This window comes from Sedimenticola hydrogenitrophicus (assembly GCF_029017505.1).
GTDB lineage: Bacteria > Pseudomonadota > Gammaproteobacteria > Chromatiales > Chromatiaceae > Sedimenticola > Sedimenticola hydrogenitrophicus_A.
The window spans coordinates 1-20,148 of sequence record NZ_JAQGEI010000030.1 but is presented as its reverse complement, the minus strand read 5'-3'; the positions used below and the strand labels follow the sequence as shown (position 1 = coordinate 20,148).

The 20,148-nt window shown below is 60.1% G+C and carries 17 protein-coding genes; 15 read left to right on the top strand and 2 right to left on the bottom strand.

Going from position 1 to position 20,148, the window contains the following annotated elements; genetic code table 11:
* Positions 1-4 precede the first annotated feature (4 nt).
* Positions 5-415: a flagellar basal body-associated FliL family protein gene (locus tag O9K64_RS17065; RefSeq protein ID WP_275099316.1), complete on the bottom strand. Its 411-nt coding sequence runs from the start codon at positions 413-415 to the stop codon at positions 5-7.
* 93 nt (positions 416-508) lie between these two features.
* Here O9K64_RS17065 and nagZ point away from each other — a divergent pair, with 93 nt between their 5' ends.
* The 9 genes from nagZ to O9K64_RS17020 all read left to right on the top strand — a co-directional run bounded on the left by nagZ (position 509) and on the right by O9K64_RS17020 (position 11,225).
* The gene (nagZ, locus tag O9K64_RS17060; RefSeq protein ID WP_275099315.1) at positions 509-1,555 is read left to right on the top strand and encodes a beta-N-acetylhexosaminidase; all 1,047 of its coding nucleotides are present in this window, start codon (positions 509-511) and stop codon (positions 1,553-1,555) included.
* Positions 1,556-1,905: 350 nt separating this feature from the next.
* On the top strand, positions 1,906-2,511 hold the full coding sequence (locus tag O9K64_RS17055) for a peroxiredoxin (RefSeq protein WP_275099314.1): 606 nt from the start codon (positions 1,906-1,908) through the stop codon (positions 2,509-2,511).
* A 143-nt stretch (positions 2,512-2,654) separates the two neighbouring features.
* On the top strand, positions 2,655-3,401 hold the full coding sequence (locus O9K64_RS17050; protein ID WP_420493181.1) for an S-methyl-5'-thioinosine phosphorylase: 747 nt from the start codon (positions 2,655-2,657) through the stop codon (positions 3,399-3,401).
* A 164-nt stretch (positions 3,402-3,565) separates the two neighbouring features.
* Positions 3,566-5,086, top strand: a complete 1,521-nt coding sequence (locus tag O9K64_RS17045) for a hypothetical protein (protein WP_275099312.1) — start codon at positions 3,566-3,568, stop codon at positions 5,084-5,086.
* A gap of 273 nt (positions 5,087-5,359) precedes the next feature.
* Positions 5,360-5,971 (top strand): translesion DNA synthesis-associated protein ImuA, encoded by a 612-nt coding sequence (gene imuA, locus O9K64_RS17040; RefSeq protein ID WP_275099311.1) that lies wholly within the window; start codon positions 5,360-5,362, stop codon positions 5,969-5,971.
* Position 5,972: 1 nt separating this feature from the next.
* Positions 5,973-7,394, top strand: coding sequence for a Y-family DNA polymerase (locus O9K64_RS17035; protein ID WP_275099310.1), 1,422 nt, complete (start codon positions 5,973-5,975; stop codon positions 7,392-7,394).
* Between the two features lie 10 nt (positions 7,395-7,404).
* Entirely contained in the window at positions 7,405-10,473 is a 3,069-nt protein-coding gene (locus O9K64_RS17030; RefSeq protein WP_275099309.1) for an error-prone DNA polymerase, read from the top strand.
* 88 nt (positions 10,474-10,561) lie between these two features.
* Positions 10,562-10,870 (top strand): toxin-antitoxin system TumE family protein, encoded by a 309-nt coding sequence (locus O9K64_RS17025; protein ID WP_275099308.1) that lies wholly within the window; start codon positions 10,562-10,564, stop codon positions 10,868-10,870.
* The gene (locus tag O9K64_RS17020) at positions 10,863-11,225 is read left to right on the top strand and encodes a MarR family transcriptional regulator (RefSeq protein WP_275099307.1); all 363 of its coding nucleotides are present in this window, start codon (positions 10,863-10,865) and stop codon (positions 11,223-11,225) included. The genes O9K64_RS17025 and O9K64_RS17020 overlap by 8 nt, the downstream gene beginning before the upstream one ends.
* Positions 11,226-11,294: 69 nt before the next feature.
* Here O9K64_RS17020 and O9K64_RS17015 read toward each other — a convergent pair whose 3' ends face one another.
* Positions 11,295-11,933 carry an SOS response-associated peptidase gene (locus O9K64_RS17015; RefSeq protein ID WP_275099305.1) on the bottom strand — a complete coding sequence of 213 codons (639 nt, stop codon included), beginning with the start codon at positions 11,931-11,933 and terminating at the stop codon, positions 11,295-11,297.
* A 406-nt stretch (positions 11,934-12,339) separates the two neighbouring features.
* Between O9K64_RS17015 and O9K64_RS17010 the strand changes: the two genes are divergently transcribed.
* From O9K64_RS17010 to O9K64_RS16985, 6 genes are all read left to right on the top strand, one after another.
* Positions 12,340-14,700, top strand: coding sequence for a type I restriction-modification system subunit M (locus tag O9K64_RS17010; protein ID WP_275099304.1), 2,361 nt, complete (start codon positions 12,340-12,342; stop codon positions 14,698-14,700).
* Positions 14,700-16,529 (top strand): DUF262 domain-containing protein, encoded by a 1,830-nt coding sequence (locus O9K64_RS17005; protein WP_275099303.1) that lies wholly within the window; start codon positions 14,700-14,702, stop codon positions 16,527-16,529. The genes O9K64_RS17010 and O9K64_RS17005 overlap by 1 nt, the downstream gene beginning before the upstream one ends.
* The gene (locus tag O9K64_RS17000; RefSeq protein WP_275099302.1) at positions 16,529-17,830 is read left to right on the top strand and encodes a restriction endonuclease subunit S; all 1,302 of its coding nucleotides are present in this window, start codon (positions 16,529-16,531) and stop codon (positions 17,828-17,830) included. The genes O9K64_RS17005 and O9K64_RS17000 overlap by 1 nt, the downstream gene beginning before the upstream one ends.
* 12 nt (positions 17,831-17,842) lie before the next feature.
* Positions 17,843-18,067 (top strand): hypothetical protein, encoded by a 225-nt coding sequence (locus tag O9K64_RS16995; protein WP_275099300.1) that lies wholly within the window; start codon positions 17,843-17,845, stop codon positions 18,065-18,067.
* Positions 18,064-19,122 carry a virulence RhuM family protein gene (locus O9K64_RS16990; RefSeq protein ID WP_275099299.1) on the top strand — a complete coding sequence of 353 codons (1,059 nt, stop codon included), beginning with the start codon at positions 18,064-18,066 and terminating at the stop codon, positions 19,120-19,122. The genes O9K64_RS16995 and O9K64_RS16990 overlap by 4 nt, the downstream gene beginning before the upstream one ends.
* Positions 19,123-20,148: type I restriction endonuclease (locus O9K64_RS16985; RefSeq protein WP_275099298.1), on the top strand; the 1,026-nt coding region annotated here is incomplete at its 3' end. It lies immediately after the preceding gene.

Sequence of the window (20,148 nt, the reverse complement as noted above, 5' to 3'; positions counted from 1 at the left end):
CCGGTTATTGCACCAGATAGGTGGTAAAAAAGAGCTCGTCAATCGTCTCGTCGCCCACCAGGTTTTTCATCACAGCCTGGAGTGACTTGAGCGCAACCTTCCGCAGTTTCTCCTTGCCCTTGGTGGTGCGGATCTCGGCTCCCTGCTGATCGCTCAGCAACAGGATCAGTTCGTGGCGCAGTGCCGGGGCGTGCAGACTGATGGCGGGAAGCCGGGTCTCGTCCCGGGTCATGAGTTGCACATCGCAACGGATATACTTTTCCCTGCCCTTAACGTTGACCACGATGGAGGGGGAGAGCTCGTAATAGGCCATGGTCCCGGGTGCTTCGCTACCATCCTTGGTCTCTGTCGCCGCTGAAAGTTGAGTGGTGGAGAAAACGAGCATGACACTCAATAGCAGGGTTATAAAACGCATCTTTACTTCCGAATCGGTTTAATCTGTAATGCTCGACCAACAAGCCACACAGTATAGCCGATAGAAAAAAATGATGATTGAGGAATTCGCTCCATGAGCCACGGCCCACTCATGCTGGATATAAAGGGAACGGTGCTCACCCAGGAAGAGCGTGAGATGCTGGCCCATCCCGCCGCCGGCGGGGTGATTCTGTTCAGCCGGAATTATGCGTCACCGGAACAGGTTGCCGCGCTGATCGCGGATATTCATGCCCTGCGCGCACCGCCACTGCTGATCGCCGTCGATCAGGAGGGGGGGCGGGTGCAACGCTTCAGGGATGGTTTCACCCGTCTGCCGCCCGCCGCCTGGTTTGGCGAACTGAATCGGACCAATACAAAAAAGGCCCGTTCCATCACCCAGCGCATCGGCTGGCTGATGGCCGCGGAATTGCGCGCCGTCGGCGTGGATTTCAGCTTTGCCCCGGTGCTGGACCTGGGGCTTGGGCTCAGCAGCGTAATCGGCGACCGCGCCTTTGGCGCGGAGCCGGTGGTGGTGGCCGAGCTGGCCCATGCCTGGATGATGGGCGTCCATGAGGCAGGGATGGCCGCGGTAGGCAAGCATTTCCCCGGGCATGGCGGCGTGACCGAAGACTCCCATTGCGAATTGCCGGTGGATCGTCGCCCGACGGGCCACCTGCTGATGGAGGATCTGGTACCGTTTCAGCGCATGATCGATTACGGGCTGGAGGCGATCATGCCCGCCCATGTGATCTATGAGCAGGCGGACCGGGAACTGGCCGGCTTTTCCCGCTACTGGTTGCAGGATGTCCTGCGCAATCAGCTCGGCTTCCAGGGCGTGATCTTCAGCGACGACCTCACCATGGCCGCCGCCGAACAGGCGGGGGGGTATGCCGAACGAGCCCGGGCGGCGCTGGCGGCGGGGTGCGATATGGTACTGGTCTGCAATAACCCGGCGGGTGCCGCCGAGGTGCTGGCGGCGCTGGTCGACCACAGCGATCCGGCAGCGCAGATGCGGCTGGTGCGCATGCACGGCAGAAAAGCCCTCGCCAGGGAGGCCCTGCACCTCGATCCGCGCTGGAGCGAGGCACTGGAAATCGTCGCCCGGTATGAAGAGAACCCCTCCCTGGACCTGGATTTGTAACTTCTGGCGTAACTACTCACCCGTTCTGTAAGTGATTGGCCTGCCTTGTTGGCCGATTTTGATCCAGCCATCACGTGAGGCCGGCAAGGTAGGCCTATCACCCCGTGATTAATTACCTTCTGACAAGCTGCCGGGCTCAGGAATTGCCAGGCGTCTGTCGGACTTAAGCTGATCTACTGCGACTGCGGCACTTGGATGCTCTCTCACTGTGTCCCGGACACCAAATCCACGCTTCGGCTGAATGGTCGCATTAAAATAAAGATCTTCCTGTGGCATAATCGCCCACTTATTAGAGAGAATCTAATAACGGACGCAAGATCAACTAACAATTCAATTTAGAGGATTTCAACGTGGGCATACTTGTAGGACGTGAAGCACCTGATTTTACCGCACCGGCCGTACTGGGTAGTGGCGAGATTGTCGATAGTTACAACCTGAAAGAGGCGACAGCGGGGAAGTACAAGGTACTGTTTTTCTACCCGCTCGATTTCACCTTTGTCTGTCCTTCGGAACTGATCGCCTTCGATCACCGGCTGGCGGAATTCAGTAAACGCAATGTGGAAGTGGTCGGTATCTCCATCGACTCCCATTTCACCCACAACGCCTGGCGCAATACCCCGGTGAATCAGGGCGGTATCGGGCCGGTGGGATACACTCTGGTGGCCGACATGACCCATGCGATCTGCAAGGCCTATGACGTGGAGACGCCCGACGGTGCCGTGGCGTTCCGCGGCTCCTTCCTGATCGACAAGGCGGGCGTGGTCCGTCATCAGGTGGTCAATGACCTGCCGCTGGGGCGCAATATCGACGAGATGCTGCGCATGATCGATGCCCTGCAGTTCACCGAGGAGCACGGCGAAGTCTGCCCGGCCGGCTGGAAACAGGGGGAGAAGGGCATGTCCGCCTCTCCGGATGGGGTGGCCACCTATCTGGCGGAGAATGCCGAAAGCCTCTGACAGGCCGTGCACCCGAACAGAGCCGGTTACCCCCCGTGGTGACCGGCTTTTTTTATTGAGTATGCCCGCAGGCAAGGTATGCTAAGCCACCTGAGCGGTCGATGCCGCATCGAGGCCAATCTCTTAATGAAAGGAAGGTTGCAGTGACAGATCTGGCAATAATTGGCGGTTCCGGATTTAGCCGGCTTGAGGAGCTTAAAATCACCCGTCGCGAGGTGATACACACCCCCTATGGGGAACCGTCGGCACCGATTACCCACGGCACTTTCAAGGCGCGCAAGGTCGCCTTCTTGCCGCGCCATGGCACGGCCCACACCATACCGCCACACAAGGTCAACTATCGTGCGAATATCTGGGCCCTGAAGCATATAGGGGCCAGGCGAATCGTCGCTATCGCCGCCGTGGGCGGTATCGGTCCGGAGATGGCGCCCAGCGTCATCGCCATACCGGAGCAGATCATCGACTATACCTATGGCCGGGAGCACACCTACTTCGAGCATGATCTCAGCCAGGTTATCCATATCGACTTCACCCATCCCTACAGTGAAAAAATCCGCCAGCGGTTGCTGAAGGCGGCGAAGGCGGCCAATGTCCCCGTTGTTGCCGGCGGCGTATACGGCGCCACCCAGGGGCCACGCCTGGAGACCGCCATGGAGATCAACCGCATGGAGCGGGATGGCTGCACCCTGGTCGGCATGACCGGGATGCCGGAAACGGCACTGGCGCGCGAGCTGGGACTCGACTATGCCTGCTGCGCCGTAGTGGCCAACTGGGCGGCGGGCAGAGGGGACGGTCCGATCTCGATGAAGGAGATCGAGGGACATATTGGCCGCGGCATGGAGCAGATCATCTCATTGATCGAGGCCCTGGTGGGTGGGATCGGGCGGTAGCCTAGCTGAGCATGACGAATAATCAGGTCCCTCTATAGCTATATAAAGATATCCGATGCCGGTAGGCCCGGTTACGGCGGATAGGATTGATCCAGCACATAGCATCCCGCACAGGCAGACGCTAGGCTGCCGGGACGAAAAAGCACAATTCAGGAGTAGGACCCATGGCCGAGGACGATACCAATCAGGCACCGCAACAAGCGGCAGAGGAAACGGCGACAGACAAACCTTCGACACCTGTGAGGACAGAGGCCAAGACAGAGGCCAAGACAGAGACCAAGAAAAAGACCGTAAGGAAAAAGGCCCCCGCGGTCAAAGCAGCAGCCACTAAGCAATCCAGCGTCAAGAAAAAGGCCGCCCCAAAGAAAAAGGCGGCGCGTAAGAGCCGTGCCGCGGCCGGCATGGAAAAGGCCGGTGACGTGGCTCAGGCGGCAGGGACTCAGACCCTGACGGCGGTTGTGGAACCCAAGCAGGTGCCGGCAGCTGGGAATCTGACGCTCATGGCGGGCGCCGCAACCGTGGCGGACGAAGCGACCGAACCCGCCATCACAGCCGGGCCAACCAATCCGACAGTAGCTAGCGTAGCGGATCCAACCGTTAAAACCGCAACGGCTACGCCAAAGTCCGACTCGGCAGAACCGTCACCGGAAGAGACGCCACAGCGTAATGAGAATGTTCAGAAACGATTAGAGGAGATGGGAGTCTTGCCTTCTGATTCAACTGAAAAACAGACACCACCGGCCAAGCGCACGGGATCCGCCCTCGGCTTCTGGCAGAAATCATTCATCTTGGCCATCGTTGTGGTTGCCGGACTGCTCTACATGCTCAATGTGGCGGACGATGGTGGAGGCGTTGCTGACGGCGTGGCGAATAACCCGGTTGCAACCGGCGAACCAGGGCAGGTCACCAGTGCCGAAAACGCCCCCGGGGAGGTCACCGCCCCGGTTACCCGGATCCCCGATCAACCGATGCCAGCGGCGCTGCTCTTGGCCGGTCCGTCGGGTAGCGGGGAGCAGGGTGCCAGTGACCTGACCGCCGACACCCCGGCGACTGCTCCGGTCACCCCGGCCGCCTTGACTGCCGATCCGACGCCAGCGGTGAGTCGGGTTGGTGAAGCAGCGGTGGCTGGCCTCGGGGAGGCGATGGATCAACAGACCCTCACACTTGCCACCAATCAGCCGATTAGCGGGGATTCCACAACACCGGCGATCGAGGAGGGTGAACAACCGGCAGCCGACACCGATGCCCCCGCAAAGACCGCCGGGGAAACCGCGGTGACGGAAACCGCCGCAGGCACGCAGACAGCGGCCGCGATAACCGGCACCACGGGCACTTCAGCGCAGACAGCGCCGCAATCGGCAATGGCCAGCGCGGACAACCGGCCCGCGGCATCACCGATGATGCCCGGTCCTGGCGGCCTCATGACGTATCGGCCGGGAGCGGGATACCCAGCTCCCTTGGCCGGCACCAGACCGGCCGATACCGGCAACCCGCAGAGTGGCCAGCAACCGGGGATGGGCTGGTCCCGATATCCGGTTCCTCGCCAGCCGGGCTATGTCACGTCAAGCTATCCCTGGGGCTACAACCCGCCGATGATGCCCTATTACTGGCCCTACCCGCCGCGCCCGCCCGTGTATGGGCCCGCCGTGGCGTACCCCTACCACTACCCGCAAATGCCCAGATAAGGGGGCATGGCACACACACGATTCCGCCACCTCGCAGCGTTGCGAGGTGGCAGAATGGCGGTTTTGCGGCCGGAATCTGGTGGTTAAACAACCTGAAATCCAAAAAATACTGGGCATCCTGATGTTGATGTGCTGTGCCTACTTCAATGGCCCATTGAAAGTTCTCCACATGTTCTCTATCCTTTAAACAACAGATTCGGCAGTTGTCGATTCCTCATTGCAGGGATTGGCCCACTGTCGCTGTTGTCACTGCTGCCTCTTGGTTAGAGAACGATGATCCTGGAAGAGCTCCTCTCAAGCGCCCCTGTCTGGCGTGGCGATACACTGCTCCTTGGCCACCAGCCGCGGACGCTGCCCAGTGGCTATCCGGCGCTGGATGGGCTGCTGTCCGGCGGTGGATGGCCGGGGGCGGCGCTCACCGAGCTGCTGCTCGATCATCACGGTATCGGCGAGCTGGGCCTGCTGCGCCCGCTGCTGGTTGAACTGGGGCAGGCCGGGAAGCCGGTGGTCTGGATCTCGCCGCCCTATATTCCCTATGCCCCGGCGCTACGCCAGGCGCGGATATCCCTGGAGAGCATGCGCTGGGTCGCTCCCGACCAGCCAGGCGATGCCGCCTGGGTGGCGGAGCAGTGCCTGCGCTCCGGTAGTTGCGGCGCGGTGCTGTTGTGGCCCAGGGCTCTCAACACCAAGATGCTGCGCCGTCTGCAGCTGGCGGCGGAGCAGGGGGCGTGCCCCGGTTTTCTGTTTCGTCCCCGGGCGGTGGCCACGCAGAGTTCTCCGGCGGCCTTGCGCCTGCTGCTGAGCCCCCAGGCCCGGGGGCTGGGGGTGGAGCTGCTCAAGTGCCGCGGGCGCCGTCCCGGTGCCGGCACCTGCCTGGCGGTGTGAGATGCTCTGGTTGGCCCTGCGTTTTTCACACCTTGCGTTGGAGTTGGTCGCCGCTGTTCAGGTGCCCGCCGGACCCCTGGTGGTTCGTCAGCAGCAGGCCAATCGTCAGCAGGTGTTCGATGCCGATCCGACCGCGCGTCGGCTTGGCGTACGCCGCGGCATGAGCATGAAGCAGGCCCAGCTGTTGGTGCCGGATCTTGCCATGGTCGACCGGGATGAGGTGGGGGAGGCCGAAGGGCTGGAACGCCTGGCCCACTGGGCCATGCAGTTCACCTCCCAGGTGGTGATTCAGTCGCCCCGGGGGCTGCTGCTGGAGATCGGCGCCAGCCGGCGCCTGTTCGGCGGGGTGACGGCGTTGCACAGGCAGGTCATCGCCAGTTGTGAGCAGCTCGGCCACGCACCCCGCAGCGCGATCGCCCCCAATTCCCAGGCGGCCTGGTGGCTCAGCGCCTTATCCCAGGCGCCGGTGATCACCCGGGAGCGGGAGCTGCGCACGGCCCTGGCCGCGCTCCCGCTCGACTGCCTGGAACTGTCGGACAAACAGCGCCAGGCCCTGCGCCGCATGGGGCTGCAGCACCTGGGAGAGTGTCTGCATCTGCCGCGAGCAGGCCTGCGCCGGCGCTTCGGTGCGGAGTGGCTCGAACGGCTCGATCGTGCCCTGGGCCACAGCCCCGACCCCCGACCCTGTTTCCGGCCGCCGCATCGCTTCGCGGCGCGGCTGGAGTTGCCGGCCGAGGTCGATAACTGCAGCGGGCTGCTGTTTGGCCTGCGGCGCCTGTTGCAGGAGCTGGGCGGGGTGCTGCTGGGTGCCGACGCTGCCATCGACCGGTTGATGTTGACCCTGGAGCATGCGGACCTGCCCCCGGTCGATATCGCCCTGCAACTGCTTGAACCCCAGCGTGATCCGGGCTACCTGCTGGAACTCTGGCGTGAACGCCTGGAGCGGGAGGCACTGCAGGCACCGGTGTTGAGTCTGCGCCTGGCCAGTGTGGAGTTCCAGTCCGCCGGCCATGCCAACCTGGGACTGTTTGGCCAGCCGTCCGGACGCGCGGAAGGGCAGGCCCTGTGGGAGCGTCTGCAGGCCCGCTTGGGCCGCGAGGCGGTGCGGCGGCCGGGGGTGGTGGCCGACCATCGCCCCGAGTCGGCCTGGAGCCTGGACGACTCGGCCGACGGAGCACCCCCGGGACAGCGCCCGCTGTGGCTGCTGGACCCGCCGGAGCGGTTACGCCAGGGACCGGAGGGGCCGTGGCGCGACGGGCCGTTGCGATTGGAACAGGGACCCGAGCGGATCGAGAGCGGCTGGTGGCAGGGGCGCTGGGTGCGGCGCGATTACTTCATTGCTACCGATAGCCACGGCGCCCGGCTGTGGCTGTTCCGCCAGGCCGACGAGCGGGACTGGTACCTGCACGGCCGCTTTGGCTGAGGTGACCCGGATGCCTGCTGAATATGCCGAGCTGCATTGCCTCTCCAACTTCACCTTTCTGCGTGGAGCATCGCATCCGGAGGAGCTGGTGGCCCAAGCCGCCGAACTGGGCTACCGGGCGCTGGCCCTGACCGACGAATGCTCCCTGGCCGGTGTGGTGCGAGCCCACGAGGAGGCCAAGGCGCGTGCACTGCCGCTGATCATCGGTAGCGAGTTTTTATCGGAGGAGGGGGACCGGCTGGTGCTGCTGGCCAGCGACCGCCAGGCCTACGCCGGGCTGAGCGCCCTGATCACCCGCGCCCGGCGCGCCGCCGATAAGGGGCAATACCGGCTCTCCGTCGATGACCTGGATGACCTGCCGGACTGCCTGGCGCTGTTGCACCCCGACGATCCGGATGACAGGGAGCGGCTGGCCCGCTATACGGAGCGCTTTGCCGGCCGCCTGTGGCTGGAGGCCAACCGGCTGCTGATGGGCGATGAGCAGCATCAACTGCGCTCGCTCCGCGTCGCGGCCGAACACTTCGGCCTGCCCATCGTCGCCGCCGGCGATGTGCACATGCACCGGCGTGAACGCCAGCCGCTGCAGGATCTGGTGACCGCCATCCGCCACCGTACCACGCTGGAGCGGGCCGGTTGGGCGCTCCATGCCAATGCCGAACGCCACCTGCGGCCGCTGGAGACCTTGGCGCGGATCTATCCCCGGGAGTGGCTGCAGCAGAGCTGTGCCATCGCCGAGCGCTGCCGTTTCAGTCTGGACGAGCTGCGTTACGAGTATCCCGACGAGCTGGTGCCGCCGGGCCTTACCCCGGCGGCCCATCTGCGCGCCCTGACCGAGGCCGGCATGCGGGTGCGCTGGCCCGACGGGGTGAGTCCCAAGGTACGTGCGCAGATCGAGCACGAGTTGCGGCTGATCGGCGAACTGCACTACGAGCCCTATTTTCTCACCGTGCACGACATCGTGCGCTTTGCCCGGGGACGGCAGATCCTCTGTCAGGGGCGGGGCTCGGCGGCCAACTCGGCAGTCTGCTACGCCCTCGGCATCACCGAGGTGGACCCGGCGCGCCAGTCGACACTGTTCGAACGCTTTCTCTCCAAGGAGCGCAATGAACCGCCGGATATCGACGTCGACTTCGAACACCAGCGGCGCGAGGAGGTGATCCAGTACCTCTATGAGAAGTACGGCCGCCACCGCGCCGCCCTGGCCGCCACGGTGATCACCTACCGTACCCGTAGCGCCCTGCGCGAGACCGGCAAGGCCCTGGGCTTCGACAACGATACCCTGGACCGCCTCGCCACCACCCACAGCTGGTGGGACGGCCGCCGCCTGAACGTCGAACGCATCCGGGAGCTGGGATTCGATCCGCAACAGCCGACATTGCGCCGACTGCTGGCGCTGACCGGGCAACTGATCGGCTTTCCGCGCCACCTCTCGCAGCACGTGGGGGGCTTTGTCATTGCACGGGAACGGCTCGACTGGCTGGTGCCGATCGAAAACGCCGCCATGCCCGAGCGCACCGTCATCCAGTGGGACAAGGATGATCTGCAGGCCCTGGGACTGCTGAAGATCGACGTGCTGGCCCTGGGCATGCTCAGTGCCATCCGCCGCAGCCTGGCCCTGATCAGTGACTACCGGGGCGAGGTCTTCCGTATGCAGGATATCCCGGCCGAGGACCCGGCCACCTATGCCCTGATCAGCCGGGCCGATACCGTCGGCGTGTTCCAGATCGAATCCCGGGCCCAGATGACCATGCTGCCGCGGCTGCGCCCCGCCTGTTTCTATGACCTGGTGATCGAGGTGGCCATCGTCCGCCCGGGGCCGATCCAGGGCGACATGGTGCACCCCTATCTGCGGCGGCGCCAGGGGCTGGAACCGGTGGAGTATCCCAGTCCGGAGGTGCGGGGGGTGCTGGAGCGCACCTTGGGTGTGCCCCTGTTTCAGGAGCAGGCGATCGAGCTGGCCATGGTGGCGGCGGGATTCTCCGCGGGCGAGGCCGATGCCCTGCGCCGGGCCATGGCCGCCTGGCGCCGCCGCGGCGGCATCGAGGTGTTTCAGCGCAAGCTGTTCGATGGCATGCACCAGCGCGGTTATAGCGAAGAGTTCGCTGAACGTATCTTTAATCAAATCAAGGGGTTCAGCGAGTACGGCTTTCCCGAATCCCACGCCGCCAGCTTCGCCCTGCTGGCCTACGCCTCGGCCTGGCTCAAGTGCCATCATCCGGCGGCCTTTTTCTGTGGCCTGCTCAACAGCCAGCCGATGGGCTTCTATGCCCCGGCGCAACTGATTCAGGATGCCCGGCGCCACGGCGTGCGGGTGCGCCCGGTGGACGTGTGCCACAGCGACTGGGACAGTTCACTGGAGCGGGGCCGGGATGGCCGCCCGGAGCTGCGGCTGGGACTGCGCCTGGTCAATGAGCTGTCGCACAACGGGGCGGCACGTCTTGTGGAAACACGCCAGGACAAGAATTTCACCGATATCAGCGACCTGTCCCGGCGCGCCCGACTCAACGAGCGCGATCTTCAGGCCCTGGCCGCCGCCGATGCCCTGGCGGGGCTGGGTGGTGACCGCTACCAGACCCAGTGGCAGGTTCTCGGCATCGAAGCACCGACCCCGCTGTTTGATGGCGTGGCGGAAGAGCAGGGCGCCGCACTGCCGGAACCGACACTGGGGGAGGCGGTGTGCGCCGATTATGACGCCCTGGGCCTGTCGCTGCGGCGGCACCCATTGCAACTGCTGCGCACCCGCCTGCGTCGCGCCGGGGTGCGCACGGCGGCCGAGGTGCAGGCGGCACACGATCGCACCTGGCTGCGTGCGGCTGGCCTGGTGATCGGCCGCCAGCGGCCGCACACCGCCAGCGGCGTGCTGTTCGCCACCCTGGAGGACGAGAGCGGCCAGGTCAACCTGGTTATCTGGCCCAAGACACTGGAGCGGTTTCGTCAGGTGGTGTTGAATGCCCGGCTATTGCTGGTCAACGGCCAGGTGCAGCGCGAGGGGCAGGTGGTGCACCTGATCGCCCACAGGCTGGAGGACCACAGCGACTGGCTGGGTGATCTGAATGTCTCGTCGCGGGATTTTCGCTGAATCAACTCCGACAGACTGGAATGAACTCTAGGCCTTTTATCAATATGGATATTTTCACTAATAAACACCATATGGTAACATCTACCATATGAAGGCGGAGTTACTTTTCAAGGACAAGTATATCTACCGGGATGGGGCCATCCGAGAAATGGTAATCTGGCGACTACCGGCGGCCGACGCGGGACGACCTCATGGATTGAAGTACCGGCTTTATTACGGTCAATCCGGGCAGTGCCTGGTGCGGTACGACAACGAGCAAGGCAAAGGCGATCACCGCCACTACGGCGATGGTGAGGGGAACGAGCGCGAGGAGGACTACGCCTGGATATCGGTGCAACAACTCATGGCCGATTTCAAAGGTGACATCGAACAACTGCGAGGTGATCAAGATGACTAAACAGCATATCCATATTGGCACTGAAACCCCTGGTCGCGGATTCGATCGCTTTGTGGATGCCTGGCAGCGAGCGGAACGGGGTGAACAGACTGAAACTGAAGTTCACCTGAACTTCGAGGATCTTTCCATGCTGCTGGCCGTGATTACGCCACGGCGCCTGGAGGTGCTAAAAACCCTCCGCCAAGAGGGTCCAATGAGTGTACGGGCACTGGCGAAGACACTGGCGCGGGATTACAAGAATGTCCATGGCGACACCCGGGCACTGGAAGAGGTTGGCTTGTTGGAACGTACCGAATCGGGCACCTTGCAAGCCCCCTGGGATGTCATCGATGCCCATTTAAGTCTGGTTGCTTAATCCTGCAGGCTCGGCATCAACACCACTGACCGGGCGGGCTGCAAGTTCTGTAGTGGGATTTTCGCTGAATCAATCCTGAATCGGCCGAATCAACGCTTCACCCTGGCTGCGCGGATTGCCCACGGCGCGGTCAACGGCATGGAAGCGGGCGTCAAGATGCACGACCGAGTCACCAAGTCGGTCGGCCATAGCGGTCCCGTCGATCAACCAGCACCGGGCATCCTCCGGGGAGAGCATCACCGGCATGCGGGAATGAAGCTGGGTCAGTTCCCCGGCCGACTCCCGGGTGAGTATGGTGCAGGAGTATTGTCCCTCACGCTGTTCCCAGAGCCCGGCGAAAACCAGCGGACCTGCGTTCTCCGACAGATGAACAAAGTAGGGCTGTTTGGTACCCTGTTCGGTACGCCACTCGTAATAGCCCAGCGCCGGGATGAGGCAGGTCTGGGAGTGGCGCCAGGCGTTGCGGAAGGCCGGCTTGTCGCTCACCGATTCCAAACGGGCATTGAAAGTGGCGTATTTGGGGGAGGCCTCTTTTGACCAGGCCGGCACCAGACCCCAGCGCATGGGGAAGGTCCCTTGTGCCTGAACGGCCGGGATGATCTGGGTCGGCGCGACATTGAACCCGGTGGGTACCCCGGCCGGCCAATCATTCAGAATATCCAGCCACTCGTGCATGGCCTGAACGTGGTTAGCGAAGCGTCCGCACATCGAGTTTGGTTCTCCCAGTCGAACAAGATTGAATATCAAACTACCTGCAATTATTCGGCGAGTCTATGCGGCCCTCCACTGAGAGGGGATAACAGACAATTATTCCAGGACGCCCCCTGAAATACGTGATTCAATTACCGGGCTATGAATCCGTCGACAGCACCGAGATCTACTCCTATGCGCTGACCATTGATGATGTGGCATTCTCAGAAGAGGTAGGTTTCCACTAAATATTATCTTTATTATCATATTTTTATTGGCATTTCATTATGTATAATAAGAAGTTATACAGGCTTGAGTTTTTACTGGGAAGGCGGACTGTAATGGATGGATAAAACGTACAATCAAGTCGATCAAAATATAACTCTAATTAACTAATATAGTAGTTCATCAAAGATAATTATAAATGGATCACTCTGCCCAAAATAAAATCGTCTCCTTCATCTGGTCAATCGCCGACGACTGCCTGCGGGACGTGTACGTGCGCGGCAAGTACCGCGATGTCATCCTGCCCATGTTCGTGCTTCGGCGACTGGACTGCCTGCTTGAAGGCTCCAAGGATGCCGTGATGGAGGAGGTCAAGTTCCAGCGCGACAACGGATTCACCGAACTTGACTCTATGGGCCTCAAGGACGCCTCGGGCTACGTGTTCTACAACACATCGCCATTCACCCTTCAGAAAATCGTTGATACCGCCTCGAACAACCGCCAGCAGTTAGAAGCCAACTTCAAGCTTTACCTGGATAGCTTCAGCGCCAACGTAAAGGAGATCGTCAACAAGTTCAATCTGCGCCGCCAGGCCAAGCACATGGCGTCCAAGAACGTCCTGTACGATGTGCTCGATAAATTCGTCTCCAAACACATCAACCTGTCGCCGATCGAAGCTACTGACCCGGAAGGCCGTAAGCTCCCAGCACTGTCCAACCTCGGCATGGGTTATGTCTTCGAGGAACTGATCCGCAAGTTCAATGAAGAGAACAACGAGGAGGCCGGTGAGCACTTCACTCCGCGTGAGGTGATCCACCTGATGACCCACCTGCTGTTCGATCCGGTGCAGGGCAAGCTGCCTCCGACCATGCTGATCTACGACCCAGCCTGCGGCTCCGGTGGTATGCTGACCGAATCCCAAAACTACCTTGAAGACCCGGAGGGACCTTTTCAGGTGGGATCAGATGTAGTCTATCTCTATGGCAAGGAGATCAACGACGAGACCTACGCCATCTGCAAGTCAGATATGATGATCAAGGGCAACAATCCCGAGAACATCAAGAATGGCTCCACCCTGGCCACCAACGAGTTCGCAGGCACGCGATTCGACTTCATGCTATCGAATCCACCCTACGGTAAGTCCTGGAAGTCGGATCAAAAAGATATCGTCGACGGTAAGGAGATTCTCGACAGTCGTTTCGAGGTCGTGCTGACGAATTTCCGGGGTAGCGCAGAAACCGTCCCGGCCACACCACGTTCGTCTGACGGACAACTCCTGTTCCTGATGGAAATGGTGGACAAAATGAAGTCCACCAGCGACAGCCCCCTGGGTTCCCGGATCGCCTCTGTCCACAACGGCAGCTCGCTGTTTACCGGCGATGCCGGTGGCGGCGAGAGCAACATCCGCCGTTACATCATCGAAAACGACCTGCTCGAAGCCATCATTCAGCTACCGAACAACCTATTCTACAACACCGGCATCACCACCTACATATGGCTGCTAGCGAGCAACAAGGCCGCCAACCGCAAGGGCAAGGTTCAGCTGATTGATGCCTCCAACCTGTACCGGAAACTGCGCAAGAACCTGGGCGACAAGAACTGCGAATTCGCGCCCGAGCACATCCAGCAGATCATCGGCCTACACACCATGATGCCGGATGAGGGAATTTCGAAAATATTCGAGAATGACGACTTTGGCTACTATAAGGTTACAGTGGAACGGCCCAGCCGCAAGGCTGCGCAGTTCACCCCGGAGCGCATAGCTACACTGCGCTTTGCACCAGCAGTCTCCGAGTTGATGGAATGGGCCTACGAGCGCTGGGGCGAAGCCATCTACACGGAGCTGAAGCAGCACAAGCCGGTCATCGAGGATCACCTGGACAAGGAAGATATCAACCTCACGGCCAAGAACAAGAAGCTGCTGCTCGATCCGAAAGCCTGGAAGGCCCAGCATGAGCTGATGCAGACCGCCGAACAGCTCATGCAGGCCATCGGGCAGGACCTGCACATGGACTTCAATATCTTCCGCGCCAAGGTCGAGGAGACCCTCAAGGAACGGGCTATTAAGCTGACCGCATCGGAAAAGAACCAAATCTACAACGCCGTCAGCTGGCGCGAGGACGAGGCTGAAAAGGTCATTAAGAAGGTCCACAAGCTCAAAGGCGACAAGCTTGGCAAGGTGCTCGAAGACCAGTCGTTCGGAGATTTCCGCTGCGACCTGGGCATGCTCGCCGATTTCGGTTACTGGCCGACCTCCACCAAAGGCGAGTACGTGGAGTACGAAACCGACTCGGACATGCGCGACACCGAAAACGTCCCGCTGAAGGAAGACATCCACGCCTACTTCCAGCGTGAGGTGCGCCCGCACGTCGATGAAGCCTGGATCAACCTCGGCGCTACCAAGATCGGCTACGAGATCAGCTTCAACAAGTACTTCTACCAGCACAAGCCGCTGCGCTCGCTCGAAGAGGTCACCCGCGACATCCTGGCGCTGGAGGCGGAAACGGAAGGTCTGCTCAAAAAGCTGGTCAGCTTCGGCACAGCACAAGGAGAGGCGTAATGCAGGAAATCAAAGGCTACGACCGCTGCGTCCACGACCTGCTCGGCGGCTCGCACTTCGGTATCGACTACTACCAGCGCGAGTACAAGTGGGGCACCAAGCAGCTCAGCGAGCTGATCAATGACCTCACCAGCCGCTTCCAGGAAAACTACAGCGAAGGCGACACGCCCAAAGCGGTGGCCCAATACGGGCACTACTTCCTGGGTTCCATCGTGGTCAGCAAAGGTGGCGAAACCAACCAAGTCGTGGACGGTCAGCAGCGCCTGACCACCCTGACGCTGCTGCTGATCTACCTGAACAACCTGCAAAAAGAGGCCGACAAGCCGGTCGACATCAAGAACCTGATCTACGATGACGACTTCGGCGAGATGACCTTCAAGCTCTCCATTCCAGAGCGCAACAGCTGCATGGCGGCCCTGTTCAACCAGACGCTCTTCGACCCGGAAGGCAAGTCCGAATCGGTGCAGAACCTGTATGCCCGCTACAGCGACTTGGACGAACTCTTCCCGGACGAGCTCAAAGGCGAGCTGCTGCCGCTGTTCGTCTACTGGTTGATCAAAAAGGTTCAGCTGGTCGAAATTACCGCCTACGCCGACGAAGACGCCTACACCATCTTCGAGACCATGAACGACCGGGGCCTGTCGCTCAGCCCCACCGACATGCTCAAGGGCTATCTGCTGGCCAACATCGACAACCCCGAAAAGCGCCTCGAAGCCGACAAGCTGATCAAGAAATGGCTGTTGACCTTCGCCGACTACGGCAAAGACACCGAATCCGATTTCTTCAAGGCGTGGCTGCGTGCCCAGTACGCCCGCAAAATCCGCGAACGCAAGGCGCAGGCTCGCCCAGAAGACTTCGACCTTATCGGCACCGAATACCACCGCTGGGTGCGCAACAACCGGCAGGTGATCGGCCTGGAAAACAGCGATGACTACCACTGCTGGATCACCCACGACCTGGACTACTTCGCCCAACTGTTCATCAAGCTGCTCAAAGCCTCGGCCGAGCGCACGCCGGGGCTGGAAAGCGTGCGCTACAACGCCGACGCCGGTTTCACCCAGCAACTGCAGCTGCTGCTGGCCCCGGTGGTTGCCAGCGAGGGCATGGCGCTGTCGCTACAAAAGGCCGGGGTGGTCGCCAACTTTCTCGACTGCTGGCTCAACCGCCGCCTGTGGAACTTCAAGTCCAACTCCTATTCCAGCATGCAGTACACCATCTTCGTGCTGGGCAAGGAGATGCGCGGCAAGCCGCTGGCCGAATTGCGCGACTACCTGGCTGAGCGCCTTCAAGCGGAGGACAAGGCCCTGGACTTCACCGAACCGACTTACCTCAACCAGTGGAGCGCCAAAAGTCTGCACCGCCAGCTAGCCCGCTTCACTGACTGGCTGGAACAGCAGACCGGACTGCCGGGCCGCTACCCGGAATATATCCAGCGCTCCGGCAAGCACGCCTACGAGATCGAGCACATCTGGGCCAATCACTACCAGCGCCACAGCGACGAGTTCCCGCAGCAGAAAGAGTTCGACGACTGGCGCAACACCATCGGCGGCCTGTTGCTGCTGCCGAAAAAGGTCAATGCCAGCCTCAATGACATGACCTACCAGGACAAGCTGCCACACTATATCAAGGAGAACCTGCTCGCCCAGTCGCTGCACTCGCTGGCCTACCAGAATCACCCGGGTTTCAAACAGGCCATGACCGAGCATGGCCTGCTGTTCAAGCATCACCCCGAGTTCAAAAAGGCGGACCTGGAGGCGCGGAATGCCCTGTATTGCCAATTGGCAAACGCGGTCTGGTCGGTGGGGCGATTGAAAGGGGAAGTGGCCTGATGGAACAGCTGCACTTCCCTCGATACGAGGACTACAAGTCGAGCGGCTTTGATTGGTTGGGCGACATTCCGTCCGGCTGGCCGCTGCAACGACTTGGCGCGGTGTTCGAAGCGCGTAAAGAGAAAGTTTCAGACAAGGACTTTCCAGCGCTATCTGTCACCAAGAGTGGGATTCTTCCGCAACTGGATTCTGCGGCGAAAAGCGATGACGGCGATAACCGGAAAGGTGTGCGTACCGGGGATTTTGTGATCAATAGCCGTTCAGATCGTAAAGGCTCCAGTGGCATTGCGAAGCAAGACGGCTCCGTGTCGCTCATAAATATCGTGCTAAAGCCGAAGGGCATTGACCCTCAATACTGCGAACACCTGCTCAAGAGCAATGGTTTCATCGAAGAGTTCTACCGTAACGGACACGGCATCGTGGCTGACCTGTGGACAACGAAGTACTGGGACATGAAGTCGATCTTCATCCCAGTCCCGGATATGGCGACTCAGCAGCGTATCGCCAACTTCCTCGACCAGAAAACCGCCGAAATCGACGAGGCCATCGCCAAGAAACAGCGCCTCATCGAGCTGCTGAAAGAGCAAAAGGCCATCCTGATCAATCAGGCCGTGACCAAGGGGCTTAACCCTGATGCGCCTATGCGGGATAGCGGGGTGGAGTGGATTGGGGAGGTTCCGGAGCACTGGGATGTAATTCAGAATCGACGTGCATTCACCAAGATTGAGCAAGGTCATAGCCCCGCAATCAATAACGCGGTGGAGGACAATGAGTTCTCTGTTCTAAAGCTTAGCGCGATCAAACAAGGTATTTTTATCGATGGCGAAGTGAAAGCAGTGCCAAAACGGAATTTTCGAAAGGAGTATCAGGTCAGGAAGGGAGACTTTCTTTTGACAAGAGGAAATACTCCCGATCTGGTGGCCGATATCTGTCTTGTTCGGGGCGATCCAGCATCGATAACAATGATGCCAGACCTTGTATACAGGATTTCATACGACGAGGAAGTTCTTGATAAAGGCTTTATATCCTACTTTTTTCAAAGCCCAGCGGCTCGCGCACAGATAAAGTTGAGCGCAAGAGGATCAAGCCCAACCATGGTTAAAGTTGGCCAAGATCATATAAAGAGCTGGCTGATTCCCTTGCCTCCAATAGATGAACAACAGGGTATTCGGGACCATTTAGACGAACTCGTTGCGCAATTTGAGCTACCAATCCGGAGTGCAGAAAGACAGATCCGGAATCTCGGCGAATTTCGTGATGTGCTTATTTCAAATGCCGTCACCGGAAAAATCAAACTATAAGGACATAGCCCCATGGTTAGCCAAACCAACGAACAGGCCCTGAAAGCCACCATCGAGAAGGCGCTCTCCGGCAGCAGCCGCGAGACGTTGAAGGATCAGGTCGGCAGCGGCGATGCGGTTGCCATGGCGCATGCCGCCGAGTACCGCAGCGAAACCGGCCACGGCTCCCCGCTGGGTTGGTCATCGGATTTCAACCGCAAATTTTCCGTCAACAAGGTCAGGGGCACACTGGCATGACATCAAGGAAGAACAAGCCAATCAAGGAGGTCTCGATAGTCCGTTCCTCGGCAGCCGAGTACCTGACCTTTGTCGCTGCCAGCGGCAGCGGTGGCGTCGAGGCAGTCTACGCGGACGAGAGTATCTGGCTGACCCAGAAGATGATGGCCACGCTCTATGACGTGGATGTGCGCACCATCAACTACCATCTGAAAAAGATCTTCAAAGACAGTGAGTTGCAGGAAGATTCAGTTATCCGAAATTTTCGGATAACTGCCGCCGATGGTAAGAATTACAACACTAAGCACTACAAGCTCCCCGCCATTATCGCCGTCGGTTACAAGGTGAACTCGGAACGGGCGGTGCAGTTTCGCAAATGGGCCACCACCGTCATTGATGAATACACCATCAAGGCCTACGTCATGGATGACGAGCGGATCAAGAGCGGCGGCTCGATCCTGACAGAACAGTACTTTGAGGAACAGTTGCAGCGCGTCCGCGAGATTCGCCTCTCCGAGCGCAAGTTCTACCAGAAGATCACCGACATCTATGCCACTGCAATCGATTACGACGTGACAGCCCTGGCGACCAAGCGCTTTTTTGCCACGGTGCAAAACAAACTGCACTGGGCGATCCATGGTCAGACGGCGGCGGAAGTGATCGTCAAACGCGCCGATGCCGAAAAACAGCATATGGGCCTGACCAGTTGGAAGGATGCCCCGCGAGGAAAGATCCAGAAATTCGATGTCAGTATTGCCAAGAACTACCTGACCGAAGACGAAATGGTGCAATTAACGCGACTGGTCAATGCCTATTTGGATGTGGCGGAGGATATGGCGCTACGCAAGATGCCCATGACCATGCAGGATTGGGAAACGCGCCTTAATCGCTTTATTGCGGCCACCGACCGGGAGATCCTGCAGGATGCCGGAAAGGTAACGGCGGAGATCGCCAAGGCACATGCCGAGAGCGAGTTCGAAAAGTACCGCATCGTGCAGGACCGGTTGTTCGAAAGCGACTTCGATCGGATGCTGAAACAGATTGAGACATTGCAAAAACCGGATGGTGAAAAATAGATGGTCAGCCAAACCAACGAACAGGCCCTGGAGGCCACCATCGAGAAGGCGCTCTCCGGTATCAGCCGCGAGGCGCTGAAAGATCAGGTCGGTAGCGTGAATGCCGTCGCCCTGACGCAAGCGGCCCAGTACCGCACCGAAACAGGCCACGGCTACCAGTTGGGCTGGTCATCGGATTTCGACCGCGAATTCGCCATCGACAAGGAAAGGTTCTGGGGCTTCCTGGAGAATACTCAGGCCGATGAACTGGCCAAGCTGAAGGATCAGCCGAACTGGCAGCGGCTGGTGCTGGAGCACCTGAACAAGCGCATAAAGAAGCACGGCATCCTTAAGGTGCTGAAAAACGGCCTGTCGATCAACGATGCCCATTTCACCTTGCTCTACAGTGCGCCCTATAACGACATCAATCCGGAGGTGGCGGCGAACTTCGGGCGCAATGTCTTCTCGGTGACCCGCCAGCTCTATTACTCGCAGGCCAATCTCAACCTGTCCATCGATATGGCGTTGTTCATCAACGGTCTGGCCGTCGCCACGCTGGAACTGAAAAACGCCTGGACCGGCCAGACCACCTACCATGCGATGAAGCAGTATCGCGAGGATCGCGACCCGAATGAGCCGCTGTTGCAGTTCGGGCGCTGCCTGGTGCATTTCGCCGTCGATACCGATGAGGTCTACATGACCACCCGTTTGGCGGGCAACAGGACGGTCTTTCTGCCTTTCAATAAAGGCTGTAACCACGGCAAGGGCAATCCCCCTGGCGATATGGCTTCGGGCGGCCATCGCACGGCCTATCTGTGGCAGGAAATCCTCACGCGCCACAGCCTGACCAACATCATCGAGCACTTCGCCAAGCTGGTCGGTGAAAAGGACAACGACCCGCTGCACAAGCGCACCCTCTATTTCCCGCGCTATCACCAGCTGGAGGTGGTACGGAATCTGCTGGAACACGCCAAGGCGCAAGGGGTAGGGCACACCTATCTGATTCAGCACAGCGCAGGTTCGGGCAAGTCCAACTCCATCACCTGG